This is a genomic window from Stenotrophomonas sp. MH181796 (assembly GCF_009659995.1).
Classification (GTDB): domain Bacteria; phylum Pseudomonadota; class Gammaproteobacteria; order Xanthomonadales; family Xanthomonadaceae; genus Stenotrophomonas; species Stenotrophomonas riyadhensis.
Window position 1 is genome coordinate 213290 of the sequence record NZ_RAHU01000004.1, and the last position, 24464, is coordinate 237753.

At 64.8% G+C, this 24464-nt stretch carries 19 protein-coding genes and 1 riboswitch; of the genes, 6 read left to right on the forward strand and 13 right to left on the reverse strand.

Going from position 1 to position 24464, the window contains the following annotated elements; translation table 11 throughout:
• Positions 1-25 precede the first annotated feature (25 nt).
• Both D5301_RS11290 and D5301_RS11295 read right to left on the reverse strand, forming a co-directional pair.
• A complete protein-coding gene (locus D5301_RS11290) occupies positions 26-2503 on the reverse strand; it encodes an acyl-CoA dehydrogenase (protein WP_110713233.1) in 2478 nt (825 codons plus the stop codon).
• Complete coding sequence (locus tag D5301_RS11295; protein ID WP_110713231.1) at positions 2500-3417, reverse strand: alpha/beta hydrolase; 918 nt, start codon at positions 3415-3417, stop codon at positions 2500-2502. Before D5301_RS11295 ends, D5301_RS11290 begins: the two co-directional genes overlap by 4 nt.
• Before the next feature lie 141 nt (positions 3418-3558).
• Here D5301_RS11295 and D5301_RS11300 point away from each other — a divergent pair, with 141 nt between their 5' ends.
• The 3 genes from D5301_RS11300 to D5301_RS11310 all read left to right on the forward strand — a co-directional run bounded on the left by D5301_RS11300 (position 3559) and on the right by D5301_RS11310 (position 6257).
• A complete protein-coding gene (locus tag D5301_RS11300) occupies positions 3559-4161 on the forward strand; it encodes a TetR/AcrR family transcriptional regulator (protein WP_006464233.1) in 603 nt (200 codons plus the stop codon).
• A 103-nt stretch (positions 4162-4264) separates the two neighbouring features.
• Complete coding sequence (locus D5301_RS11305; protein ID WP_110713229.1) at positions 4265-5584, forward strand: hypothetical protein; 1320 nt, start codon at positions 4265-4267, stop codon at positions 5582-5584.
• 34 nt (positions 5585-5618) lie between these two features.
• Positions 5619-6257, forward strand: coding sequence for a 2OG-Fe(II) oxygenase (locus D5301_RS11310; RefSeq protein ID WP_110713228.1), 639 nt, complete (start codon positions 5619-5621; stop codon positions 6255-6257).
• A 37-nt stretch (positions 6258-6294) separates the two neighbouring features.
• Here D5301_RS11310 and D5301_RS11315 read toward each other — a convergent pair whose 3' ends face one another.
• The 7 genes from D5301_RS11315 to D5301_RS11345 all read right to left on the reverse strand — a co-directional run bounded on the left by D5301_RS11315 (position 6295) and on the right by D5301_RS11345 (position 15964).
• Positions 6295-6834: a GNAT family N-acetyltransferase gene (locus tag D5301_RS11315; protein WP_110713226.1), complete on the reverse strand. Its 540-nt coding sequence runs from the start codon at positions 6832-6834 to the stop codon at positions 6295-6297.
• Positions 6835-6866: 32 nt separating this feature from the next.
• Positions 6867-8156: a tetratricopeptide repeat protein gene (locus tag D5301_RS11320; RefSeq protein ID WP_110713224.1), complete on the reverse strand. Its 1290-nt coding sequence runs from the start codon at positions 8154-8156 to the stop codon at positions 6867-6869.
• Between the two features lie 6 nt (positions 8157-8162).
• Positions 8163-10064, reverse strand: coding sequence for a glycosyltransferase family 41 protein (locus tag D5301_RS11325; protein WP_153855736.1), 1902 nt, complete (start codon positions 10062-10064; stop codon positions 8163-8165).
• Entirely contained in the window at positions 10057-11031 is a 975-nt protein-coding gene (locus D5301_RS11330) for a class I SAM-dependent methyltransferase (RefSeq protein WP_162622085.1), read from the reverse strand. The genes D5301_RS11325 and D5301_RS11330 overlap by 8 nt, the downstream gene beginning before the upstream one ends.
• Before the next feature lie 140 nt (positions 11032-11171).
• Positions 11172-13823 (reverse strand): TonB-dependent receptor, encoded by a 2652-nt coding sequence (locus tag D5301_RS11335; RefSeq protein ID WP_110713219.1) that lies wholly within the window; start codon positions 13821-13823, stop codon positions 11172-11174.
• A 282-nt stretch (positions 13824-14105) separates the two neighbouring features.
• On the reverse strand, positions 14106-14921 hold the full coding sequence (locus tag D5301_RS11340) for a hypothetical protein (protein ID WP_180847648.1): 816 nt from the start codon (positions 14919-14921) through the stop codon (positions 14106-14108).
• A 149-nt stretch (positions 14922-15070) separates the two neighbouring features.
• Positions 15071-15964 (reverse strand): Hsp33 family molecular chaperone HslO, encoded by an 894-nt coding sequence (locus tag D5301_RS11345; RefSeq protein WP_153855737.1) that lies wholly within the window; start codon positions 15962-15964, stop codon positions 15071-15073.
• A gap of 77 nt (positions 15965-16041) precedes the next feature.
• Between D5301_RS11345 and mtgA the strand changes: the two genes are divergently transcribed.
• Genes mtgA through D5301_RS11360 form a run of 3 tightly spaced genes read left to right on the forward strand, consistent with a single transcriptional unit; the run spans position 16042 to position 18244 of the window.
• Positions 16042-16791, forward strand: coding sequence for a monofunctional biosynthetic peptidoglycan transglycosylase (gene mtgA, locus D5301_RS11350; protein WP_153855738.1), 750 nt, complete (start codon positions 16042-16044; stop codon positions 16789-16791).
• A gap of 42 nt (positions 16792-16833) precedes the next feature.
• Positions 16834-17853 (forward strand): glycosyltransferase family 2 protein, encoded by a 1020-nt coding sequence (locus D5301_RS11355; protein WP_153855739.1) that lies wholly within the window; start codon positions 16834-16836, stop codon positions 17851-17853.
• Positions 17813-18244 carry a CBS domain-containing protein gene (locus D5301_RS11360; RefSeq protein WP_012511858.1) on the forward strand — a complete coding sequence of 144 codons (432 nt, stop codon included), beginning with the start codon at positions 17813-17815 and terminating at the stop codon, positions 18242-18244. The genes D5301_RS11355 and D5301_RS11360 overlap by 41 nt, the downstream gene beginning before the upstream one ends.
• Positions 18245-18725: 481 nt before the next feature.
• Here the strand turns inward: D5301_RS11360 and D5301_RS11365 are convergent, their stop codons facing one another.
• The 4 genes from D5301_RS11365 to D5301_RS11380 all read right to left on the reverse strand — a co-directional run bounded on the left by D5301_RS11365 (position 18726) and on the right by D5301_RS11380 (position 24163).
• On the reverse strand, positions 18726-20699 hold the full coding sequence (locus D5301_RS11365) for an AsmA family protein (RefSeq protein ID WP_324187309.1): 1974 nt from the start codon (positions 20697-20699) through the stop codon (positions 18726-18728).
• 83 nt (positions 20700-20782) lie between these two features.
• The gene (locus tag D5301_RS11370) at positions 20783-21421 is read right to left on the reverse strand and encodes a hemolysin III family protein (RefSeq protein WP_110713209.1); all 639 of its coding nucleotides are present in this window, start codon (positions 21419-21421) and stop codon (positions 20783-20785) included.
• Between the two features lie 177 nt (positions 21422-21598).
• Positions 21599-23203 (reverse strand): peptide chain release factor 3, encoded by a 1605-nt coding sequence (locus tag D5301_RS11375; RefSeq protein ID WP_049401409.1) that lies wholly within the window; start codon positions 23201-23203, stop codon positions 21599-21601.
• Positions 23204-23269: 66 nt separating this feature from the next.
• Positions 23270-24163: a M23 family metallopeptidase gene (locus D5301_RS11380; RefSeq protein ID WP_153855740.1), complete on the reverse strand. Its 894-nt coding sequence runs from the start codon at positions 24161-24163 to the stop codon at positions 23270-23272.
• Positions 24164-24312: 149 nt separating this feature from the next.
• Positions 24313-24431, forward strand: a riboswitch (SAM riboswitch).
• Positions 24432-24464 lie beyond the last annotated feature (33 nt).

Sequence of the window (24464 nt, forward strand, 5' to 3'; positions counted from 1 at the left end):
TCGAGGCAACGCGTGTCGCGGGCGATCAGGCCGCCTGCGAATGCGGGTCCTTGTGCTGGCGGTCGTAGTAGCTGGCCGCGCGCAGTTCGTGGGTGTCGAAGTCGTCCACGGTGATGGTGTCCAGGGTCAGCGTACGCAGTTCTTCCAGCAGGCTGCGCTCGTCCTGGGTGATCACGCCTTCGGCCACGGCTTCGTCCAGCTGCGCCTTGAAATCCAGTGCTTCGATGCCCTTGCTCTTCAGCGCCTTCAGGAACTTGCGCTCCACCGGCTCGGCCATGATCGCCTTGCTCAGGTAGCTGTTGATGCGGCCGCCCGGGTTGTTCTCGCACGGGGTCAGGAACACGCCACTGGCCAGACGGTCGCGGGCTTCGTTCGGCGCCATCAGCAGAGCGGCGACGCGACGGCTCAGGCGGTCGCCCGGGGCCTCGGCGCGACGGCCCAGCGGGAAGATCAGCGCCCACATCAGCCAACCGATCGGACGGATCGGGAAGTTGCGCAGCGCGGCCGACAGCGATTCCTCGATCTTGTGCACGCTGTCATGGAAGGCCCAAGCCAGCAGCGGCTGGTCGGCCTGCGGTGCGCCTTCGTCGTGGTAGCGCTTGAGCATGGCGCTGGTCATGTAGACGTGGCTCAGCACGTCGCCCAGGCGGCCGGACAGCGATTCCTTGAACTTCAGCTTGCCACCGAGGGTCATCATCGAGATGTCGGCCATCAGCGCCAGGTTGGCCGAGTAACGATCCAGCTTGCGGAAGTAGCGGCGGGTGTAGGCGTCACCCGGGGCAGCACCGAAGCGCGCACCGGTCAGGCCGAACCAGAACGAACGCACGGCGTTGGAGAGGCCATAGCGGATGTGGCCGAACAGGCTGCGGTCGAACTCCTGCAGGCCGGCACGGGTATCCGGATCCTGCGCGGCCTTCATCTCCTTCAGCACCCACGGGTGGCAGAGGATCGCACCCTGGCCGAAGATCAGCAGGCTGCGGGTCATGATGTTGGCGCCTTCCACGGTGATCGCGATCGGCGCGGCCTGCCAGCTGCGTCCGGCGAAGTTGCGCGGCCCCAGGATGATGCCCTTGCCGCCGATCACGTCCATCATGTCCGAGATCACTTCGCGGCTCATGTTGGTGCAGTGGTACTTGGCGATCGCCGACGGCACCGACGGCACGTCACCACGGTCAACCGCGGCGGCGGTGGCCTGCGACAGTGCGCTGATCTTGTACGCCTTGCCGCCGATGCGGGCCAGCGCTTCTTCCACGCCTTCGAAGCGGCCGACCGACAGGCCGAACTGCTTGCGGATGCGCGCATAGGCGCCGGTCACCGCGGCACCGGCCTTGGCACCGCCGCTGGCGGTGGACGGCAGGGTGATCGAGCGGCCCACGGCCAGGCACTCGTTGAGCATGTTCCAGCCCTTGCCGGCCATGGCGGCGCCACCGATCAGCTGGGTCAGCGGAATGAACACGTCCTTGCCGCGGATCGGGCCGTTCTGGAACGTCGAGTTCAGCGGGAAGTGGCGACGGCCGATTTCAACGCCGGCGGTGTCGCGCGGCAGCAGGCCCAGGGTGATGCCGATGTCGCGGGTATCGCCGATCAGGCCATCCGGGTCGTACATGCGGAAGGCCAGGCCGATCAGCGAAGCGACCGGGGCCAGGGTGATGTAGCGCTTGTCGAAGGTCAGCTTGACGCCGAGCACCTGCTCGCCGTTCCACTCGCCCTTGCAGACGATGCCGTAATCCGGAATCGAGGTGGCGTCGGAGCCGGCGAACGGACCGGTCAGGCCGAAGCAGGGCACTTCGCGGCCATCGGCCAGGCGCGGCAGGTACTGGTCCTTCTGTTCCTGGGTGCCGTAATGCACCAGCAGTTCACCCGGGCCCAGCGAGTTGGGCACGCCGACGGTGGAGCTGACCACCGAAGACACCGAGGCCAGCTTCTGGATGACCTTGTGGTGGGCCAGCGCGGAGAAGCCCAGACCGCCGTATTCCTTCGGGATGATCATGCCGAAGAACTTGTTCTTCTTGATGAAGGCCCACAGTTCCGGCGGCAGGTCCGCGTGGACGTGGGTGATTTCCCAGTCGTTGACCATCGTGCACAGCTCTTCCACCGGGCCATCCAGGAAGGCCTGTTCTTCGGCGGTCAGCTGCGGCTTGGGATAGTTGAGCAGGATGCTCCAGTCCGGATCACCGGTGAACAGTTCGCCCTCGAAACCGACCGAACCGGTTTCCAGCGCGATGCGCTCGGTCTGCGACAGCGGCGGCAGCACCTTGCGGAACACCTTCATCATCGGGCCGGTCAGCAGCGGCTTGCGGATGAACGGCAGCAGCAGCGGCACGGCGATCACCGCCAGTACGGCGGCCGCGACGATCGTGGCGGTCTGGTTGACGTAGGGAATGAACCAGCAGGCGGCCAGCAGGGCCACGCTGATCAGCGTCCAGGTAACCAGCCGCATGCGGTGGTAGGCGACGAACGCGCCTGCCAGCAGCAGGGCGAGGAAGGGAAGAACGATGCTCATGAGCGTGCTCCGGTGACGTGCTCGTTTGTGGCGGACGAAGCCGCAGCGTCCGCTGCGGGCAACACGTCCAGATATTCCAACACAGTAGCGGTAAAGGCGTCGTTGTCATCGCCGGCGACCATGTGCGTGGCCTGCGGCAGCTGTACATGGCGCGCGTGCGGCGCCAACGCCAGGAATTCGGCCACGGTCTGCGGCGTGACCAGGTCACTGCGGCCGCCGCTGACCAGCAGCAGCGGGCACTTGACCTGGCGTGCGGCCTCGGCCAGTGCATCCTGGTGCTGCTCGCTGTCGCGGGCCAGCTCGGCCACCAGGCGCGGGTCCCAGTGCCAGCGCCAACGCCCGTGGCCGTCTTCGCGCAGCAACGCACGCAGCGACTGCTCGGATTTGCGCGGGCGGTGCGGCATGTAGGCCGAGATCACGTCGGCGGCCTGGGTCAGCGAGGCGAAGCCGTCGGGGTGGGCGGTCATGAAGGCCAGGATGCGTTCGACACCGGCGGTATCCCAGCGCGGGGTGATGTCGACCAGCACCATCGCCGAGAACAGGCCCGGCCAGCGCGACTCGGCCAGCAGGCCGAACAGGCCGCCCATCGATGCCGCGACCAGCACCGGCGGGCGCGGCTGTTCACCGGCCAGCACGATCAGGTCATCGGCGAACTGTTCGCCGTGATAGGGCAGGTCGGCGGCATTCCAGTCCGAATCGCCGTGGCCACGTGCGTCGTAAGCCAGGGTCTGCAGGCCCGCTGCGGACAGGGCGCGGGCGGTGGCAATCCAAGCGTGGCGGGTCTGGCCGAAGCCATGTGCGAACAGGACGCGGCCGCGCCGGCCGTGGTCGCTGGCGGTCGCCGCCAGGCGCGCGCCATGGGCAGCATCCAGGCGCAGATCATGGAACGCAGCGGGAGTAGGGGACGTAACCATACTTGCTAGTATGGATCGCTTGAATGGGAAGTCAATACTGTATCGTATGGTGCGGTGCGGCAGGCCTTCTGGAGGTGACTTTGACGGTTTCGACAGCAACCGCGTACTGCAACGAACCCCGGCGTATGGTTAAATCAGCGCATGAATCAACCTGACGCTTCCGCCGGCGAACCGCGCGCCGGCCGCAACAGCCGCCTGAGTGCCGAAGACTGGGCCCAGGCGGCCCTCGACCTGATTGCTGAACAAGGCGTAGGCGCCGTCGCGGTGGAGCCGCTGGCACGGCGGCTGGGCGTGACCAAGGGCAGTTTCTACTGGCATTTCCCTTCGCGCGACGCACTGCTGCAGGCGGCACTGGAACGCTGGGAACTGTTTGAACAGGAACAAGTGTTCGGCAGCCTGGAAGACGTACCGGATCCGCGTGTGCGCCTGCGCCAGCTGTTCCAGATGGTGGCGCATGAGGTGCAGCCGCACATCATCTACAGCGAACTGTTGAAGGCGCTGGATCATCCGATGGTGCGCCCGGTGATCGATCGCGTATCGCAGCGCCGCCTCGACTATCTGATCGCCTCGTTCCGCCAGGCCGGGCTCAGTTCGACCGACGCGCGGCATCGCGCGCGCCTGGCCTACGCGGCCTATGTCGGCTTCCTGCAGCTGTCGCTGCAGCTGCAGCAGCCCAAGCAGGCGCGCGAGGATTTCGAGGCCTACGTCGAGCACCTGATCGAGACACTGATCCCGAACGGCTGAAGTTGAAAGCCTGCGGCCAATAGCCGGCTGCCCGTCGCTTGACAGCAAGTGCTGGATGATTGAATGTTCAGGATGCCTTCACGGATCTCGGGCGAGGACAGGGATGTTCCACGGAATCAATCAGCAGGCATTGCCGGCCTTCCAATCGTTGCCCGGCACCATGGCATACGCAGAGATACAGCGACGCCTTGAGGCCTTCCGGATCGCCTTGAACGCACCTCGGATGCGCTTTTCCGCGCATCCGTTGTTGTTTGATCGCAACGACTACGAGCAACTGGTAGACGGCTTGCAGCTGGTTGCATCCGGCCTGCAGCGCGTGGTCGACGAAGCATTGCGTCGGCATGCGCGTAGTGACCTTATGCAGCTGATGGGGGTCGACGCTGCATGGGCACCCTTGGTGGACTGGGAGCAGCTTCGCAGCGGCCAACATCGCGTGATGCGTGCCGATCTGTTGCCTTGCGCAGATGGCATGCGGATATGCGAGCTCAATTTCTCCGCAGCGGTGGGTGGCTTCGAATTGTTCGAACACTATCGAGCGTTCGCCGACGTGCTTGGCTGGGACGCAGAGGGTAGTCAGGCGGTACCGGTAAACAATCTTGCCAGCATGTACGCGCGAAGCATCGTGCGTGAGGGCTACCTTAGCCTCCATCTGCTCGACTGGAGCACGCATTCGGCAATGGGTTATCCCAGTGGCGATCTCAGCCGGCAGTGGTTGCGGCGTTCTCTGCCTGGACTGGACATTTCGGTGCATGATGAACGTAGCTGGCGCGATGCGCGGCGCTCGGGCATGGATATGAGCAGGACACTGGTCCATCGTCGCTTTACCTATGACGACGTGCTTTCTGATCACGATGTGTACCTGGACATCCTCGACAGCGGTGCGAGGTTCTCCAATGGCCTTGAAGCCGAACTGCTGATGAGCAAGGCATGGCTGGCATTGCTGTGGGATGAGGGCTACCGGCAGGTACTGACGCCGATGGAATGGGAGGCAGTACAGCGCTGGGTGGTGCCCACGCATTTCGTCACTGTCGACGATGTAGCCGCATTGAACGAATCCGACAGCAACATCGTGTTCAAGAAAAAGTACGGCTACGGCGGGCAGGATGTCGTTCCCTCCGGTAGCGCCGCCGCTGCCCTGTTGGCGCGCCGGTTGAGCACATCTGGAGCTGGCGACTGGGTCCAGCAGCCGATGCTCGATGTTCCGGAACTGGTCCATCTGGACGATCGCGACCTTGGCTTGGCGCCTCACCGTACAGTGGTGGGCGTGTACCTGCATGAGGGCGCGGCCAGCGGTTGCGTCGTGCGCTCAGCGGTTGGCAATCGGGTTGTCAATGCCAGCAGTGGCGCCAGCATCGGCTGGGCACCGGTACTGAACCCCGATGAGCGCGGCGCATTCCTGGAGAAATTTTCTGCCCTGGCTTGATTGATTGCTTTCCCAAACGAAAGGAGGACGCTGCATGAGTATGGTATTGGAAGCCTCTCGACTTTCCCGCTATGCGGATGAGTTGAAAACGACCGGCAGTACGTTGATCCCGATGGGCGTTGTGTTTGATGCTTCGACATTGAAGGAGCTTGAAAGGCTCCAGTCATTGCTGCCTGAAGAAGCCGTGACGCAGGGCGACGCGGGCGACACGCATGACATCTACGTGCGTCGCATCATGGTTGATCGGCAAGGCGAGGTTCCGCAGGTGGTCAATCGCCCGCACGCAGACCAGATCCTGGACATTCTCAACCGGGAGGAGTGCCGGAACGCGATTGCAGAACTGTTCCAGTCACAGGATGCCTTCCATATCCGTCGGGCACAGATGAACCGCATGACGGCGGGTTCCTTCATCGGCCTGCATCTGGATGCTGCCAGCAATCCGGACTATGACTACTCGATGATCATCCAGTTGGGGCACGATTTCGCAGGCGGTGATTTCGTCGTCCACGACGATGCCGGTGCGCGCCATGCCTATGCGGCGACCTACGGCACGGTGCTGCTTACGACCTGCAAGTTGCGGCACGAGGTCGCACGGGTGACGGCCGGCGAGCGCAATGCGCTGGTCTATTTCTATTCGCGGCACGATGGCGCCAATCGTCGCCACGACGCCTGACGTTGCCCGTCATCCGGCGTCTGTTGCCGGAACTACATCATGAAGTGAGCGTCGAGAGGCTGGAGGTGCGTGTGAGCACTGCGAATGGATTGCCTTCAAAATCCATTTCCTCGACGATGCTGTAGCCGACGGCGTTGGCCAACGCCAGCGCCGATCGGTTGCGGAGATCGGTAATCGCTGAAGTGGCTTCGATCCGAGCAACGCGATCCATCCATTCCAGCACGCCGGCAGTGGCCTCCTGGGCGATGCCGCGTCCCCAGCCACGACGTGACAACGTGCAGCCGAACTCAGGCAGGCCGGCGGCCTCTCCAGGCAGGTCACGCAGGGTAAGCGCGAAGCCGAGCTCTCCGTAGAATCTTCCATCGTTGCGATGACGGATGGTCCAGTAGCCATATCCAAGCATTGCCCAGTGGCCTGCATATCGCAGTATGCGAAGCCAGGTCTCGTGCCGGCTGAAAGGGTGGTCGCGGATCATGCGCAGGACCGCCGGGTCTGACCACATGCTGGTGCATTCATCGAGGTCATCCCGGCAGTGGGGCTGCAGAATGAGGCGTTCCGTAACTATTCGACGTTCCATGTGAATTGCTCCAGCGAATGGAGGGGATTTGTTCACGGAGACGCTGGCAGCAGGTCGAATGCCAGACTGATGCGCGGCCGCGTTCCGTGGTAAGGCGTTGTGTGATGGAGGAACCAGGAGGGAAAAATCAGCATTTCGCCGCTGCGGGCCACATGACGATGAGCATGCGGTTCGCCTGCTGTGTCGATGTCCCTGGGGGCGTGGCCAAACACGAGATCGCCGTCTCCCTCTGCAGAGTTGCCGGCATCGAGGTAAAGCACCCCGCTGATGCGTCCGGCAGGATGCAGGTGTGGATCCTGGTGTCCTCCATCGCCATGCAGCACCGTTGCCCAGGCCTGCAGCGTCCATCGTGAGGGCAGGCTCAGTCGCCAGGCGTCGGTGGGGGCGTCGAACAGGCTGCCGTGCAACTGCAGCAGATGATCGTGGAGTGCGTTGCTCACCTGCTGGCCGAACCCGTGGAATGGACTTGGCGGTGTCAGGTCGAGCATCGCGCTTTGAAGGCCGCCAAGAGTGGTTTTGCCCGCAGGCTCCCAGCGCAATGACGGCAACTGCAGCACTGCGTTGATCAACGCATCGGTGTCCAGATCAGTCCTGATCCGCCGCAGCAGGAGCGGGTAGTCCATCAACATGCGGGCTTCCGGTAGCTTCAGGGCGCATGCGGACAGATAGCGCCCGGCCCAGCAGCGCTGATCGTCGGGATGTTCTGAAAGAAGGGTCAGAAAACGTGCGTGGGCCGACGCCGCATCACCGCCGCGCAGCAGCGCCGTGGCCTGGTCTGCGGCCAGATCGATGTTACCGGGAGAAATCTGCGCAAGCCGTTGGAACAGATCCAGTGCCAGGGCATGCTGACCGGCTCCGCTGAGGGCGTTGGCCAGGCTGTGCTGGATGCGAGTGTCAGCAGGCGACTGAGTTGCAGCCCGTTGCAGCCAAGGCAATGCAGCCGCGTGGTTGCCGCGCCGCAACAGAACAACACCGATGTTGGCGACAGCCGACGTTTCATCTGGCGCGATCTTCACGATGCGCTGGAAGTCTTCCTCTGCTGCGGTGAGATCGTCATCACGGGCCAGCAGCGCTGCGCGACGTCGCAGTGCTGGCAGAAAGCGCGGCTCAAGGCTGATTACCCGATCAAGCTGTTGCTTCGCTCGTTTCCAGTCGCCGATTTCGATCAGAAGCAGAGCCAGCTGGAATGCCAGTCTGGGATGGGTTTGCGCAAGCTGGTCATCCTGCAGGCGGAGCAGCGCGCGGTCCTTCTCGCCGGATAGAAACAACATGGCGATCTCGCGCTCAAGTCCCACATCAGGGATATGGTCCAGTGTCTCCATGGGTGTTCACTCCCCCAGCAGGCCTTGATAAAGCGCTTGAAGATCGGTAGCCGCTCGTGCTGCCGAATGCAACGCGCTGTCTTTGTTTCGGACGGTGACCCGCTGGCGGAGTTCTGCGAGCACAGCCGGGTTGCGGAGCAGCGTCACGGCGCGCTTCACATAATCATGCCGTCCGTTGCAGATCAGGTCAGGCATTCCCAGTTGCCTGTTCACACTGCTCCCCAGCCGTGCAAGCGGTAGCTCCCCGGGGCAGGTCAGCAGTGGCAACCCTGCCAATGCTGCATCAATCGCGGTCGCACCGGCCTGGTAGTTGAATGCATCAAGGAACAGATCGCATGATGCCATACACTCCAGGTATTGCTCGGCCGGCATGGGTGATAGCAGGCGAAGTCGGTCGCGTTCACCCCCGAGAAGGTCCCACGACTGCAGAAAACCGCGGTGTGCCTGTGGTGCCAAGCAGACCAGCAAGAGCGCATCGGGTACCTCGCGCAGGATTTGCGTCCAGCATTGCAGCAGCGACCTGCTCAGTTTGTGGCTGCTGTTGAAGCTGGCTGCTACCGGTGATGCGTGGGGTAGCTTCCAGCGCGCACGGTCTCGCCCAGGCGGAGAGCGGGACTCTGCTGCGGGAAATACGCTGCCAGCCAGGCGAAGTACCCGGTCGGAGAATGGCCACGGGGTGTCCGCCGGTGCCAGGCTGTGGTCGAGGATGACGCCATCAAGCCACGGCGATTGTTGTCCGGAGAGGTAGCCCAGCCATCCCAGTTGCATGCGCGCCGGTCGATACGCCAGGGCTCCGGACCGACTTCCGTACGTTGGGCCATTGAGATCTATGAGAATATCCAGATCCGCTTCGTGCAGGCGCCTCGCCAGTTCAGCGTCGCTCAGCGCGCCAACGTGCTCGATGTGTTCTGCGTCGTTGATGGACGCCGGCTGGCGGCCGGAATCGTACACATGCACTTCGAAGCGGCTTCGATCATGGGCTGCGAAGAATCCGTGCAACAGGGTGCCCACGGTGTGGTGGCGCAGGTCATTGGAAAGGTAGCCGATTCTTGGACGGCCGCCCCGACGGGTAGTCGCCCGTACCAACGGTTGCCGGCCGGCCTGGATCGATTCGGCCGCATGATCCAGCAGCTGCCGGTGCAGGTCGTTGCTCAATGGCAGCGTCGCGAAGGTGAATGGTTGCGGTATGTCGTCGGCTGTGGGCGCGGCCACACGCAACTGTGCGATGAGCCGCGCAACGATCCGGTCCATCGCATCGAATTCGCACAGCTGTGCATGGACATGCGCGAGCCAGCACATTACCTCCACACGTGCTGGCTGCAGCGTGTGAAGCTGCGCCAGTGCGTCACGTGCGGATTCCCATCGGCCGAGGTGCTGAAGGCACTGAGCGATGTTGATGAGCTCCATGGGAAGTTGGGCGGCTACAACTTCATAACTGGTGATCGCCTCCTCGTACCTGCCCGCTTCCTGCAGGGCGAGACCCAGCAGGTGATGGGCCTCAAGAAGGGTGGGATCCAGCGCGAGCGCGCGTTGGAGGCTGCCGACAGCAGCCATTTGTTGGCCTGTGCGTTGCTGCAGGTCACCAAGCAGCATCCATTGCCACGCTTGTGGCTCTGCCGTCGTGATCGCCTGGCGTGCGGGTTCAAGCGCCTCTTCTGCACGATGGCTGTCGCGCAGACAGATCGCAAGAGGGGCGCGTGCCGGTTGCCAGGCGATGGATGCGGGATGGATCTGCTGGAACAGTACTGTGGCCTCTTCTGCGTGGCCGAGTTGCATCATGCAAAGCGCTGTGTCGTAGCGAAGAACATCGTCAGACGGATCCAGCAGCAGTGCTCGCTTGTAGTGTGGGAGGGCGTCATCCAGCCGAGCCGCATGGTGATACCGGCGCGCCTCTGCGGCCTCATTCACGCACTGCCTCCAGGGCCCAGCCCATGTTCACCCCGCGATACATCAGAGGTTCAAATCCTGAATGCATGCCATGGGCATGCAATGCTTCCGCCAGACACTTCATCTCGTCCTCGCTTCGGGTCGCCCGCATGAGCTCCTGCAGGCGGGCGGCTTCCTCTGCAAGCACGGCACGACCACTCTGAAGGCGCCGCAGCGCGGTCGATGGATCCTGCGCGGCGGGGCCCAACGCGTCTTGCAGAATGCCCACGCTCCTGCCCAGGACCGGCAGATCCCGCTCCGCCAGGGTACGCTCGACAAGTGCGCCTGCTGCCTCGTTGAAGGCTAGGCGGGATCGCTCCGCAGCTTCGTTCCCCGAAAGGGAGGAGGGGCCGCGGGCCCTGGCCAAGTACAGTTCCTTGATCACCTGTTCAGCCCGATCGAAGATGCCATCGTTCCGAAGTACATCGGTGATGGCCTGGGCTTGGCGCGCTGAGATGCGCGCGATTTCGCTGTTCGTGCTGTGCAGGATCCACGCGATTCGCCCTCCCGGCCCGATCAGCCGGGAAAACTCCTGAAGTGCTGGGTCCTGCGCTGCATATTCGAATGCATACTGAGATGCCAGAAGGTCCACGCTACCGTCTGCCAGTGGAATGGCGTGCATCGGCGTACGAGGCAGGAAGGTGATTTCGGAGAAAATCTCCGTGCCATTGGCGACATTCGAGCGAGGGTCGACATCGGCCAGGTCGGTGCCCACCACTTGAAGATCGGGGCGGAACCGATGGATCAAGAGGGCGATGGCGCCGTTGCCGGTGCCCACGTCAAGCACCCGCGCGCCTTGTGGTAGAACCGCGGCGTTGCGCTCCCAGAAGAGACGCAGCTCGCCATCGTAGTTTCCTTCGATGCCGTGACTGCACGAATGAAGCACGCCGGTGCGCCAGAGCTGGGTCCAGTGCGCTGCCTGCGAGAGGGAGTGGGGATCTGCGCTCATTGTGGCGCTTCCGTCATGCATTGTCGGCGGGGCCCGGTGCACAGGTTATGCCCCTCATGGGGAGTTGACGCAGTTGCAAGACTGCCCAAAAGCAGCGACCCGCACAAGCGGGTCGCTGCGTTACTGCTGACAGGCGTGGATCAGAAGTTCTGTTCGTAACGCATGTACGGGGTACGGCCCCAGATGTTGTACAGGCTGTTGTCGTAATACGGGAAGGAGTTCAGTGCATCGTTGAACGGCGGCAGCTTGTTGCCGACATTGCGGACGCCCAGAGTCACCTTGCCCTTCCACGGCGCATTCCAGGTCAACTGCAGATCATTGGTGATCCAGCTCGGCAGGCGCGTGTCTTCCGAACCGCTCTTGCCGATGTAGTTGGTGATCGCCGCAATGCTGACGTCGCCGTAGCTCCAGCCCAGGGTGAACTGCGCGCGATCCTTCGGATAGCCGCCGGTGCCCAGCAGTTCAACCTTGTCATTGATGATCGAGGTTTCGGTGAATTCGATCTGGTGGGCCCAGTTCAGCCTTGCCATCAGGTCCCCGTAGGTGCCCAGGCTCTGGCGGAAGTTCAACTCGGCGTCGATACCACGGACCTTCTTCGAAGCACCGTTGTCGATCGGCAGCTTGATCTGGAACGGGATGCCCGGCAGTACTGCGCCATTCGGTGCAGTGATGTCCGGACCACGATCAACGCCATAGCCGGGCTGGCCTGCGTCGCCGTAGCGCCATGCCAGCGGACGCGGCACCGAAGTGATCACGTTGTCGATCTGCACATCGTAGTAGTCGACTGCCATCGACAGTGCTTCGGTCGGGCTGAACACGAAGCCGACATTCCAGTTCTTCGATTCCTCCGGCTTCAGATTGCGGTTCGAGGAAACCAGCCACTGGTACTGGCTGCTGGTGCTGCAGGGATCAACCGGGTACGGCTGGTAACCGGTATTGCCGGTCGAAGCGCGGACGGCGGACAAGGCCTTGCATGCCAGTTCGTCGCCGCCGTTGTGGCCGATGGCACTCAGGACCGGGCTGTTCAGGTTGGTCGTGGAGTTGGAGCCGTACATGTCATCCAGGGTCGGAGCACGGAAGCCCTTACCCCAAGAGCCACGAACCAGCAGCGAGTCGATCGGACGGAACTCCAGCGATACGCGCGGCGAGAACTTGCTGCCCAGATCGTTGTAGCTGTCATAGCGGCCCGCCACAGTGGCGGTCAGGCTGCTGAACAGCGGGATCAGGGTTTCGAAGTAGCCTGCGTAGTAGGAGCGCTCACCACCCGTACCTGCACCTGCCGAGCCGAACACGTTGCCTGCGGCGCTCTGTGCGTCGTAGGCCATGGACAGGCGGTCATCGCGGTACTCGAAGCCGGTCACGAAGCTGACGGCGCCGGCCGGCATCTGGAACAGGTCGAAGGAGATGTTGCCGTCGGCCGAGACCGTGCGCTGTTCCGATTCCACGTACACGGTGTGTGCGATCTTCGGAGCCGCAGCGGCCACGCTCGGATGGGTGGGATCGAACGGGTTGTACTCGCCCGAATCAACCATGTCCTGCAGGATGCTGCCGATGCCGTAGTTGTAGTTCACCGAGCTCTGGCGGACACGGCCATGGCCAACACCGACTTCCCAGTCGGCGCCGCCGAACAGGTCCAGCGTACCGCGCAGGCCGAAGTTGAAATCGCGATAGGTATCGCGACGGACGGCATCACGGGTACCCAGCGGGGTGAACCGGTAGGACAGGACGCCGTCCTCGCCAAACGGATTGAATGGATTGTTGGCTGCGATGGTCAGCGGACGGCCGCCGCCGGCGTTGTCGACCGGGGCCGACGCATAAACGCCAACGCTCTTGGTATCCGACGCAATTGCACGGAAGAAGAACGAGGTGTTGTCGGTCAGCTGGTAGTTGCCGTTCAGCAGCAGCGAGTCACGCGACATCGAGGCTTCGTTGGCCGAGGTCGCGCCGTGGTCGAAGCCGCAGCGGGTCGGGCTGATGCGGACGCTGTTCTCGAAGGTGTCGCAGTTGGCGACGCTGGCGCTGCCGGTGCGGGCGCCGGAGAAGGTCGCGCTCGAGTTGTACGGGCTGAGGCCCCAGGTCAGCCCTGCATCAGTGACGTATTTCTTGATGTCACGGTTGTACATCAACTCGCGTTCCTGATGGTCGATCACGAACGTCAGGTTGCCACGGTCGGAGCTGATGCCACCGGACAGGCTGCCGGTGCGACCGGCCGGGCCGATTTCAGGATTTTCATAGCCGACGCTGAAGCCCAGGCCTTCATAATCCTTACGCAGGATCACGTTGACCACGCCGCCGATGGCATCCGAACCGTACACTGCACCTGCGCCTTCGCGCAGGATTTCAATGCGCTCGACGGCGGCCGTCGGAATCAGGTTGATGTTCTGCGCACCGCCACCGAGGGTCGGCGAAGACGTCATGCGACGGCCGTCCAGCAGGACCAGCGTGTACTCAGAGCCGAGGCCGCGCAGGCTGATGGTGGCTGCGGAACCGGTTGCCGAGCCCGACGACTCACGGGTGGAACCGAACGAGTTGTAGATGTTGTTGCGGAGGAAGTCCGCGACCGAGATTTCGCCGGAAGTTTCGATGTCCTGGCGGGAAATCACGCTGACCGGGCTGGGGCCTTCAACATCCGTGCGCTTGATGCGCGAACCGGTTACTTCGATACGGTCGAGCTGGGTCGTACCCGCCTGCCCCGACTTCCCTTCCTGGGCACTGGCGGTAGCCGCCGTACCGGCACTTGCGATCAACGCGAGGACAACTGCATCGCGCAGCTTGCAGGTCTTGCTGTTCATTGGCTCTCTCTCCAAGGATTCTTGGTGGTGCTGCTGAGTGCTTCACGCGGGAGGCGAAAGGCGCCACCAAAACACGTGAAGCTGAGCCGATACTAACTGCCCTTTTCCAATAATTAAAGGGCTGTTAATGACTTGTATGAAATAGATGAAGGCAGGCCTCGGACTCGCGCCGTGCCGCAGCCGCAATGCCTAGTGTGACGGGCGTTCAGCGCGTTGACCCAAGGACTTGCAGCTGTTGGGCTTGGCGGCCATGCGGGGCCGCATGCTGCGCCGCAACTGGAGTTACAGGTCCTGTTCGTAACGCACGTACGGCACGGTGCCGTCGTCGTTGCTTTCATTGCGCGGGGAGAACGGATTCTTGCCGCGGCTGATCACGTTCTCGGCGCCTACGGTGAGCTGGCCGGACCACGGGGTGCGCCAGGTCAGGCCAATACCGAGGCCTTCCCACTTGCCGGGCTTGCCCGGTACGTCGACGACGCGGCCGATGATGCTGCCGGTGAAGTTGCCGTAGCCGGCGCCGATGCTCAGGCTCTTGCTGTCCCAGCGATCGACCAGGGCTGGCGAGGCATCGGCCAGCGGCACCAGACGGGCCTTGGCGTAGGTGCCGGCGATGGAAACGAAGCCTTCGCGGCCGATGTTCTTCTGCGCGAACACGGTCAGATCGTTCTGTTCGGCGCGCAGCGAAGGGGTCTTGTTGGGGCCTGCCAGCCACGCCGGCAGGGTTTCGCGGCCGGTACCGGCGGTGATGCCCAGACGGCTGTTGCCGCGGTTCAGCGCGGCGGTGCCGGTGAAACGACGGCTGTTGAGGTCATCCTCGTCGCCGAGGCTGGCCAGCATGCAATGGCTGGCCAGGCCGCTGATGCTGGTCCCGCTGCTGCTGTTGCAGAGCAGGCCCAGCGAGTCGCCCGAGGACAGGCCGAAGGCCGCGTCCAGCGAATTGCGGCCGAAGTGCCAGCGGGCGCCAGCTGCCTGTTCGCCGGTCGGCTCCAGGTACAGCAGGGCCTCGACCTTGCCGCTGCCCTTGTTCCACACCGGAAGCACGGTGCGGGTGTCCTTGCTCTGCGCATGCACGCCCGTGATCGCGCCAAGGGCGATCATCAAAGCCAGCGGTAGACGCAGGAAGGTACGCATCGGACCAGTTCAGACAGGGACGGACAACGGAAGTTCCCGTGGAGACGGGAACTTGATCCTAGGGTGTTTATGAATTCTTAACAAGCCTTGATCCCCCCAGATGCAAGACAAGCTGTTTACTGAAGCCGTTCAGGTGCCGGTACAGTCCCCTCGGCACCGTGGAACAGTATGCCGAACTCCGTCAAAGCAAAGTGATACTCCCGCCCGCAGAATTCGCAACGGACCTCGACGGCGCCGGTATCTGCGGCCGCGGCGCGGGCCTCGTCCTCGCCCAGCGACTGCAGCATCGACGCGACCCGTTCGCGGGAGCAGGAGCAGGCGAAGGACAGTGGCTTGTCGCCCATCAGCTCCGGCTTCTCTTCGTGGAACAGGCGGTGCAGCAGCTGCTCGGCCGGGGTCGCCAGCAGCTCGGCCTTGCCCAGGGTCTCGAACAGGGCGCTGGCGCGCGCCCAGCCGTCCTCGTCACCTTCGTCGCCCGGCAGCTTCTGCAGCAGCAGGCCGGCGGCGCCGTTGCGGTCGGCGGCCAGCAGCAGGCGGGTCGGCAGCTGTTCGGACTGGCGGAAATAATCCTCGAAGGCCTCGTCGAGCTCCGGCGCGGTCAGACCGACCAGGCTCTGGTAGCGCTGCGGCTCGCGCGGGTCCAGGCCCGGGTTCTCGATGGTGATCGCGAGCAGGGCGTCATCACCCAGGCTGGACAGGTCGCGCGGCGCATCGGCGCCCTCGCTGAGCTGGGCGATGCCGCGCAGGGTGCCGGCGGCGGTGCACTCGGCGAACAGGGTGCGCAGGGCGGTGCTGCTGCGCAGCTGGATCGACAAGCGGCCATCGATCTTGGTGTGGCCGGTGAACAGCGCCGAGGCCACGCAGGCCTCGCCGAGCAGTTCGGCGGCGGTATCCGGGTATTCGGCGTGGGACAGGATTTCCTGCCAGGTGGCCTGCAGGCGCACATGGACACCTCGGACGCCGGCGTCGGGGAGCAGGAAGCGGATCAGGGAATCGGGGTTGGCGGTCATCGGCTCACATCGCGCGTAAACGGGGACGGTTGCCGGATAATGCGCCGACAACCAGACAGAAGAAGGATGCACCAGTAATGGGGGCAGGGGGAGAGCAGCACAAGGTAGAGGCCGGGGCGGATGTCCCGCGCCGCAGGCGCTGGCGCTGGAAACGGCTGCTGTGGCTGCCGGTGCTGCTGGCCGCCTTCAGTTGCCTGCAGGTGCTGGTACTGCGGTTCATCGACCCGCCGCTGTCCACGGTCATGCTGTGGCGCTATGGCGAGGCGCTGGGCGAGGCTGACTGGTCGTATCGTCTGCATTACCAGTGGCGCGACCTGGACCAGATGGCACCGAGCCTGCCGATTTCGCTGGTGGCCGCCGAGGACCAGCGCTTCCCCGACCACAACGGCTTCGATCTGCAGGCGATCGAGAAGGCCCGCGACCACAACGCCAAGGGGGGGCGCCTGCGTGGCGCCAGCACGATCAGCCAGCAGGTGGCCAAGAACCTGTTCCTCTGGCAGGGCCGCAGCTGGATCCGCAAGGGCCTGGAGGTCTGGTACACGGTGCTGATCGAAGCGTTGTGGCCGAAGGAACGCATCCTGGAGATGTACGCCAACATCGCCGAGTTCGGCGACGGCGTCTATGGCGCGCAGGCGGCGGCGCAGAAATTCTGGGGCAAGGACGCGGCCAGGCTGAGCCCGGCCGAGAGCGCGCGGTTGGCGGCGGTGCTGCCGGCACCGCGGCGCTACAACGCGGCGGCACCGGGGCCGTATGTGCAGCGCCGTGCGGCATGGATCCAGCGCCAGGCACGGCAGCTGGGCGGTGCGGCGTACCTGTCGGAGGATTGAGCGCGCGGGTTGTCGGGTCGGCAGGCAACGTACAATCCGTGCATGACCCGCGAACGACTCACTTTAGTCATTGCCGCCTACAACGAAGCCCAGGCGCTGCCCTGCCTGCATCCACGCCTGTGCGCGGTGCTGGACGGCATGCCCGATATCGAGGGCCACATCCTCTATGTGGACGACGGCAGCCACGACGGCACCTGGGAAGTGATCGCAGGATTGGCTCAGGCCGACACGCGCGTGTCGGCGTTGAAGCTGTCGCGCAACTTCGGCAAGGAAGCCGCGCTGACTGCGGGCCTGGACCTGGTGCGCGACGGAGCGGCGATGATCCTCGATGCTGACGGGCAGGATCCACCGGAACTCGTGCCGCAGTTCGTCGAGCGATGGCGCGAAGGCTACGACAACGTCTATGGCACGCGCTTGGTGCGTGATGGCGAGAACTGGATCAAGCGGGCCACGGCCGCGATGTTCTACCGGGTGATCGGTCGCCTGTCGCGCACGCCGATCCCTGCCGATACCGGCGATTTCCGCCTGCTTTCGGCACGCGCACTGAGTGCGCTGCGCGAGATGCGCGAGCGCCACCGCTTCATGAAGGGCCTCTTCAGCTGGGTCGGTTTCAAGCGGATTGCGGTGCCCTATCACCGCCATGCACGCGTGGCCGGCACCAGCAAGTTCAGCCTGTGGCGACTGTGGAACTTCGCGCTGGAGGGCATTACCGGGTTCTCGACCGTTCCCCTGCGGGCGGCGACCTACATGGGGCTGGCAACGGCGGCGGTGGCTTTCGTATTCGGCGTGTGGGTGATCGCCAAGGCGGCCCTGTACGGTGACCGGGTGGCGGGTTGGCCGACGATGATGGCGGTGATCCTGTTCCTGGGCGGGGTGCAGCTGATCGCGCTGGGCCTGATCGGCGAGTACCTGGGGCGGCTGTACGAAGAGTCCAAGCAGCGGCCGTTGTACCTGGTTGACGCGTGGCTAGCATCCGCCGTGGCAGACTCGGCCCTGCAACCCACCCTCGGAGGGAAGGCAGATGACCACGGTACGGCAACTGTTGGACGGCAAGTCTCCTGAAGTTCACGCGGTCGCGCCGGACGCGGCGGTGATCGATGCGATCCGGTTGATGGCGGAAAAGGGCATTGGCGCGGTGCTGGTGATGGACGGGCCGCGGTTGGTCGGGATCCTGTCCGAGCGCGATTACGCGCGCAAGATCGTGCTGCGTGATCGTTCGTCGCGGGATACGGCAGTGGCGGAGATCATGACGGCGCAGGTGGTGACGGTCTCGCCGGGCGAGCAGGTGGAGCATTGCCTGCAGCTGGTGACCGACTACCGCATCCGCCACCTGCCGGTGGTTGAGGGCGCGCAGGTGCTGGGGGTGATTTCCATCGGTGACCTGGTGAAGTCGGTGATCGATGCGCAGCGGCGCGAGCTGGATCAGCTGCAGCAGTACATCGTGGCGGGGTGAGTTGTTCGCTGGCGGGCCTGCGGCCCGCCGGCCCGCTTTTCGAAGCTCAAAGCCAAAGCCAAAGCAGCGCCTATCTGATACGTCGGGAGGCGGAGGGCATGGGCGTGCAGGACACGCCGCAAGTACGTCCCTGTAGGCTCGATGGCGCCATCCATGGCGCCAACGGTCCTGCACGGCCATGCCTTCCGCCTCTGGACACGTTCCTGCGAGCGCGGTGCGCACATGCGCGGTGCCTCGCCTTTGGTAGCTGCCAACCTTGGTTGGCAACAGCTTTTGACTTTGCTTTCTTCTTTTGACTTTGAATTTCCGCTCTCGTTCCGCGCGCTGGAAACTGTCCGGAGCCGGAGCAAGGCGGCAGGCAGGACCGTGAGGCGCATGGATGCGCCGACCGAGCCTACAGGGACGTATTTACGGCGTGTCCTGCCTGTCGCCTTGCTCCGGCTCTACGCGCGGAAAAACGGGGCGCCGCGAACATCCGCTCCTACTTCGCATATTGCCCACCGCAGTCGGCGTCCTTGCCCGGCCCCAGTTCAATGGTTGCCAACAGCGCCGCCGGCGGGGCGATGCTGCCCAGTGCCAGGGCCACCGCGCCGCGGATGCCCAGCGCCTTGAAGTCCGGGCGGAATGACGGGTCCTTGAAGGTGCCGGCGATGTGCAACGGCGAGCGCAGTACCAGGATGCTCTTGTCCTTTGGTCGTGGCTTCAGCAGCAGGTCCAGGGTCTCGTCGCGCAGGCTGACCGTGCCCTCGCCGATGATGATCGTGTCGGTGGTGTCCACCGCCAGTGCCTGGCTGGTCATCAGGCCGTCGCGCACGCCGAAGTCGGCGAAGGCGCAACGCAGGGGAATCTGCTTGTCGCCGGTCACCAGGAATTTCAGTGATTCGGTGATATCCAGCCCTGCCAGTTCCATCACCAGGTTGCCGGCGTGACCACGACCCATCGCCAGGCCGACCTTGCCGCTGCTGCTGCCGAGCATTGCGGCGATCGAGTTGCCGCGACCGCTCAGGTCCACTTCGCCGCCGATGCCGCCCTTGGCCTGTTCGGCCAGTTTGGCGTCGGGGAACAACTGGCCCAGCTGCACGCCGCGCACACTGGCCTTCAGCGCGGTACTGATCTGCGGCTGGCGCGCGTCCATGCGGATCGTGCTGCGGATATCGCCTCCGGCCACGCCGAAGTTCAGCGGGTCCAGCCGCAGTACGCCGTCATCCAGCAACAGGTGCGCATCCATGTCATCCAATGGCAGCGATGGCGCGTTGATGCGGTGGGCCTTCCAGCGCACGTCGGCATCCATCGCACGCAGCTTGCCGAGGTTGTAGGGCGTATCGGGCAGCACCCGCGCGCGCGCGGCGATGCGCGCGGCCTCGATCTTCTGTTCCGCGTTCGCGGTTTCGCCACCGCCGGTCTTCGGTGGGGCGCCGACGAAACCGGCCAGATCATCGAAGTCCAAGCGCTTGGATTCCAGCGTAGCGGTCAACCGCGGGCGTGCGCCACCCACTTCGAACTGCAGATTGCCGCCGAGGTCGCTGTCACCGACCTTGCCGGTGAAAGCGTCGTAGCGCCAGACGTTGTGGTCGCGCTTGAGGCGGCCATTCAACGCGTAGGGCGGGGAGGGCGGAATGGCAATGCCAAGCAGCGGGTAGAGGTCGGCCAGGTCCTGCCCGCTGAGCGCGAACTGCAGGTCGAACACGCGCAGCTGGAAGGGGTTGGTCAACGTACCGCTGGCTATGGCGTGGGTGGCGCCGGCCCGGCCGTCGAGGTGGATGCGGAACGGGTGGTCGCTGTCGGTCAGCTGCAGTGGAGATTCGGTGCCGCCGCGAAGGGTGAACGGATTGCCCTGCCAGTGCCCCTTACCCTGCACCAGCAGGGGTGGTGCGGCGTCGGCCTGCTTGGGTTGGCCGCTGCGCACGTCCACGCGGATGTCGGTACGGCCCAGCGCATCGAGGAACTGCAGGCGGCCGTCGTCGATGCGCAGGCGCTTGAGCTGGAGAGTTGTACCGCCGGAGCTGTCACCGAGGAAATCCCAGTTGCCGGGTTCACCCTTGCGCGGCGCGGTTTCCAGCAGCACGTCCGGCCGGGTCAGGCGTACTTCAGGCAGCTGTACGCTGCCGCGCAGCAGGGGCCAGACCCGCACATCGATCTCGACGCGGTCGGCGCTGGCCATATCGGGTTGTTTCGCCCAGCTGGCATTGGCGAAGGTGATCGCATCGGCGCGGATCGTACTGGTGCGGCCGAGGTCGACATCAAGGTTCCCGATGTGCAGCACACGGCCGGTACGCGCCTGCACGGCACGCTCGACCGGTCCCTTGAACCAGTTCCAGTCCCACAGGGCGATCAGCACCAGGATCGCCGCCAGCAGGAAGACCAGGGCGGTCAGCCAGCGTCGGCCACGTGGGCCGGGTCGACGGAGGCGCCAGCGCGAGGTGCGCGGCGCGGCGGGGGAGGCGGCGGCATTCACGCGGCCATGGTTGCTCCCTCATCGTGGACGGGGCGCGAAGCGTCCATGTGCGCGGTGTGCACGCACCGCGCACGGACTGGGATCTACAGCACCTGCATGGTGACCGCGACGAAGTGGCAGACGCTGCCGCCGATCACGAACAGGTGCCAGATCGCGTGCGAGTAAGGGATCGATTCGCGGTGATAGAAGTAGGTGCCCAGCGTGTACGACAGGCCACCGGCCAGCAGCCAGCCCAGCGTCCAGCCGTCGATCGAGGCCAGCATTGGCTTGATCGCCACGATTACCAGCCAGCCCATGGCCACGTAGATGGCAGTCGAGAGGCGCTTGAAGCGGCCGGTGTAGAACAGCTTGAACACCACGCCGGCCAGGGCCAGGGTCCAGATTGCGGCGAACAGGCCCCAGCCCCACGGGCCGCGCAGGCCGATCAGGGTGAATGGGGTGTAGGTGCCGGCGATCAGCACGTAGATCGCGCAGTGGTCGAACACCTTGAGGCGTCCCTTGGCGACCGGGTGCTGGATGGCGTGGTAGAGGGTGGAGGCGGTGTACAGCAGCAGCAGCGCGATGCCGAACACGATGGCGCCGGCCAGCTGCCAGCCATCGCTGTAGATGGCGGCCAGGGTGATCAGCACCGCACCGGCGCCGAGGGCAAACACGGCACCGAGGCCGTGGGTCAGGGCGCTGGCGATTTCTTCGCGGATCGAAGCAACGGAAGTCGTGGACATGGCGTAGGCATCGTTCGCGGGGAGGGGGACCCGCACCCCCCTATCATCGCCGCGATGGGCGGTGTGTGCACGCCCGTCACCGTATGGTCGGTGAATTCCTGTGTTGCGGGGATGAACCGCCTGCGACGGCCGGGGTCAGAGCCCTTTCCTGCCGGAAAGGGATCCGACCCCGTGGCATCAGCCCACCGAAACGGTATGCGCCGCTTCGCGGGTAGCCGAGAAGCGCACGTCCGGCGAGCGTTCCTGGGCCAGCTGCAGGTTGACCCGGGTCGGTGCCAGGTAGACCAGGTGGCCGGCCGCATCCAGCGCCAGGTTCAGCGCATTCTTCTCGCGGAACTCTTCCAGCTTCTTCTCGTTGCTGCAGTGGACCCAACGCGCAGTGGTCACGCTGACCGGCTCGAAGGTGGCTTCCACGCCGTACTCGTCCTTCAGGCGGTAGGCGGCCACGTCGAACTGCAGCACGCCGACCGCACCCAGGATCAGGTCGTTGCTGGTCAGCGGGCGGAAGAACTGGGTCGCACCTTCCTCGGACAGCTGGGCCAGGCCCTTCTGCAGCTGCTTGAGCTTGAGCGGATCACGCAGGCGTGCGCGGCGGAACAGTTCCGGGGCGAAGTTGGGGATGCCGGTGAAGGTGACCGCTTCGCCTTCGGTGAAGGTATCGCCGATGGAAATGGTGCCGTGGTTGTGGATGCCGATCACATCGCCCGGCCACGCCTCGGCGGCGATCTCGCGGTCGCTGGCCATGAAGGTCAGCGCGTTGGCCAGCTTCATTTCCTTGCCGGTGCGCACGTGGAAGGTCTTCATGCCGGCGCTGAAGCGGCCCGAGCAGACGCGCATGAACGCCACGCGGTCACGGTGCTGCGGGTCCATGTTGGCCTGGATCTTGAACACGAAGCCGGTCAGCTTGTTCTCTTCCGGGGCGATCTCTCGGCCGGTGGTGGAGCGTGCCTGCGGCGACGGCGCATGCTCGACGAAGAAGTCCAGCAACGGCTGCACGCCGAAGTTGTTCACGCCCGAGCCGAAGAACACCGGGGTCTGCTTGCCGGCGCGGTAGGCCTGCAGGTCGAACGGGTGGCTGGCGCCCTGCACCAGCTCCAGCTCGTCGCGCAGGTCGGCCAGCATCTGCGCACCGATCTTCTCGGCCAGGCCGGGCGCATCGATGGACGGGAAGATGGTCGAGTCCTGGCGGGTGAAGTTGCGGCCCGGTTCGTACAGGTGCACTTCGCCGGTCAGCAGGTGGACCACGCCCTTCAGGCGCTGGCCCATGCCGATCGGCCAGGTCACCGGCGCGCACTGGATGCCCAGCACGGTTTCCACTTCATCCAGCAGCTCGATCGGGTCCTTGCCCTCGCGGTCGAGCTTGTTGATGAAGGTCATGATCGGGGTGTCGCGCAGGCGGCAGACTTCCATCAGCTTGATGGTGCGCTCTTCCACGCCCTTGGCCACGTCGATCACCATCAGCGCGGAGTCCACCGCGGTCAGCACGCGGTAGGTGTCCTCGCCGAAGTCGGCGTGGCCGGGGGTGTCGAGCAGGTTGACGATCTTGCCTTCGTACGGGAACTGCATCACCGAGGAGGTGACGGAGATGCCGCGTTCCTTTTCCAGCGCCATCCAGTCGGAAGTGGCGTGGCGGGCGGCCTTGCGGCCCTTGACCGAACCGGCCATCTGGATCGCGCCTCCGAACAGCAGCAGCTTTTCGGTCAGCGTGGTCTTGCCGGCGTCAGGGTGGGAGATGATGGCGAAGGTGCGGCGACGCGACGCTTCGTTGGCGACTTCGGACATGGCAGTGGCGCCCGCCCGGGGCGCTTTTCAAAGAGATAAGCGCTCGATTATACCGGCCAGGGCCGGTCAGCGCCCGGTACCGCCGTCGGCCTCGCCCTGGCGGGCGAACTGCAACTGGCCCTGCTCGGCAAAGATGCGCACCGGTACCGAGCGCAGGCCCATGCCGCGGTTGACCTGCACCACGAAGTGCAGGTGCGGCGCGCTGCTGTAGCCGCTGTTGCCGGACAGGCCGATCGGCTGCCCGGCGCCCACTGCCTGGCCACGGCGCACGCGCATGCCGCCGGCCTGCAGGTGGCCGTACAGGGCCATGCTGCCGTCGCTGTGCAGCACGCGGATGAAATTGGCGCGGGCACCATCGCGTTCGCGGTCCTGGCCGTTGCCACGGAAGCCATCCTGGATCTGCATCACCGTGCCCTCGCGCGCGGCCAGCACCAGGGTGCCCTCCGGCAGCGCGAAGTCGACCGCATCGCGGTTTTCCTCGTCATCGTGGCTGAATCGGCCCTGTGGCGCCTGGTCCACGCGTGGGCGGGTCGTATCGAACGGCAGGCGGTAGGCGACATCCTCGGCCTGTGCGGCCGGGTTGCCCGGCACCGACTGCAGGCGCAGATCCAGCGTGCGGCCATCGAGCGGGGCGGGCAGGTGGCCGACCACCAGGCTGCTGTCGCCCTGTATCAGCGACTGCACCGGCAGGCCTTCGACCGGGCGTCCGGGCGCGGCGCGCAGTTCGACCTGCAGCGGACCGGCCAGTGCGTTGTCGACCCGGGCCTGCCAGTGCTCGCCGAGCGGCTGCAGGCGCAGCTGGGCCATCGGCGCAGCGCTCTGCGCGGCCTCGCCACGGGGGGGCGGAGCGGCCGGGGCGGCCTTGGGCACCAGTCCCCAGCCCTGGCGCCAGTCACCGGCGCTGGCCGTCGTGCTCACCAGCAGGGACAACAGCAGGCAGGTCAGGGGCAGGCGCAGCATCAGTGGTTCCAGTGGGTAGGGACCGCCGGGACTGTAGCCGATCCTGAACAGGACGGCCGCGACCGCCTTCGCATAGTTGCGTTGAAAATATTCATCGCTTTATCCGTATGAAGGGATTGACAGTGCCGGAAAGGGCTGGCATCGTGGCTCCACCATCGAGACCGGCAGAGGGACAGGCCCTTTGAAGCCGGGGCAGCCCGCAGGCGCGCAAGCGTCTGCGTAGGTGCCAAATCCTGCGGGGACCGTGGCGTCCACCGAAAGATGGTTCGAACCATGCACCCCACGTGCATCTCGAACGCGG

Excerpts from the sequence above, each read along its gene's own strand:
- D5301_RS11315 (WP_110713226.1), bottom strand. The coding sequence starts at position 6,834 with ATGGAACGTCGAATAGTTACGGAACGCCTCATTCTGCAGCCCCACTGC.
- D5301_RS11360 (WP_012511858.1), top strand. The coding sequence starts at position 17,813 with ATGACCACGGTACGGCAACTGTTGGACGGCAAGTCTCCTGAAGTTCAC.
- D5301_RS11380 (WP_153855740.1), bottom strand. The coding sequence starts at position 24,163 with ATGCTGCGCCTGCCCCTGACCTGCCTGCTGTTGTCCCTGCTGGTGAGC.
- D5301_RS11375 (WP_049401409.1), bottom strand. The coding sequence starts at position 23,203 with ATGTCCGAAGTCGCCAACGAAGCGTCGCGTCGCCGCACCTTCGCCATC.
- D5301_RS11290 (WP_110713233.1), bottom strand. The coding sequence starts at position 2,503 with ATGAGCATCGTTCTTCCCTTCCTCGCCCTGCTGCTGGCAGGCGCGTTC.
- D5301_RS11320 (WP_110713224.1), bottom strand. The coding sequence starts at position 8,156 with ATGGAGACACTGGACCATATCCCTGATGTGGGACTTGAGCGCGAGATC.
- D5301_RS11305 (WP_110713229.1), top strand. The coding sequence starts at position 4,265 with ATGTTCCACGGAATCAATCAGCAGGCATTGCCGGCCTTCCAATCGTTG.
- D5301_RS11355 (WP_153855739.1), top strand. The coding sequence starts at position 16,834 with ATGACCCGCGAACGACTCACTTTAGTCATTGCCGCCTACAACGAAGCC.
- D5301_RS11310 (WP_110713228.1), top strand. The coding sequence starts at position 5,619 with ATGAGTATGGTATTGGAAGCCTCTCGACTTTCCCGCTATGCGGATGAG.
- D5301_RS11330 (WP_162622085.1), bottom strand. The coding sequence starts at position 11,031 with ATGAGCGCAGATCCCCACTCCCTCTCGCAGGCAGCGCACTGGACCCAG.
- D5301_RS11335 (WP_110713219.1), bottom strand. The coding sequence starts at position 13,823 with ATGAACAGCAAGACCTGCAAGCTGCGCGATGCAGTTGTCCTCGCGTTG.
- D5301_RS11295 (WP_110713231.1), bottom strand. The coding sequence starts at position 3,417 with ATGGTTACGTCCCCTACTCCCGCTGCGTTCCATGATCTGCGCCTGGAT.
- D5301_RS11370 (WP_110713209.1), bottom strand. The coding sequence starts at position 21,421 with ATGTCCACGACTTCCGTTGCTTCGATCCGCGAAGAAATCGCCAGCGCC.
- mtgA (WP_153855738.1), top strand. The coding sequence starts at position 16,042 with ATGGGGGCAGGGGGAGAGCAGCACAAGGTAGAGGCCGGGGCGGATGTC.
- D5301_RS11340 (WP_180847648.1), bottom strand. The coding sequence starts at position 14,921 with ATGATCGCCCTTGGCGCGATCACGGGCGTGCATGCGCAGAGCAAGGAC.
- D5301_RS11300 (WP_006464233.1), top strand. The coding sequence starts at position 3,559 with ATGAATCAACCTGACGCTTCCGCCGGCGAACCGCGCGCCGGCCGCAAC.
- D5301_RS11345 (WP_153855737.1), bottom strand. The coding sequence starts at position 15,964 with ATGACCGCCAACCCCGATTCCCTGATCCGCTTCCTGCTCCCCGACGCC.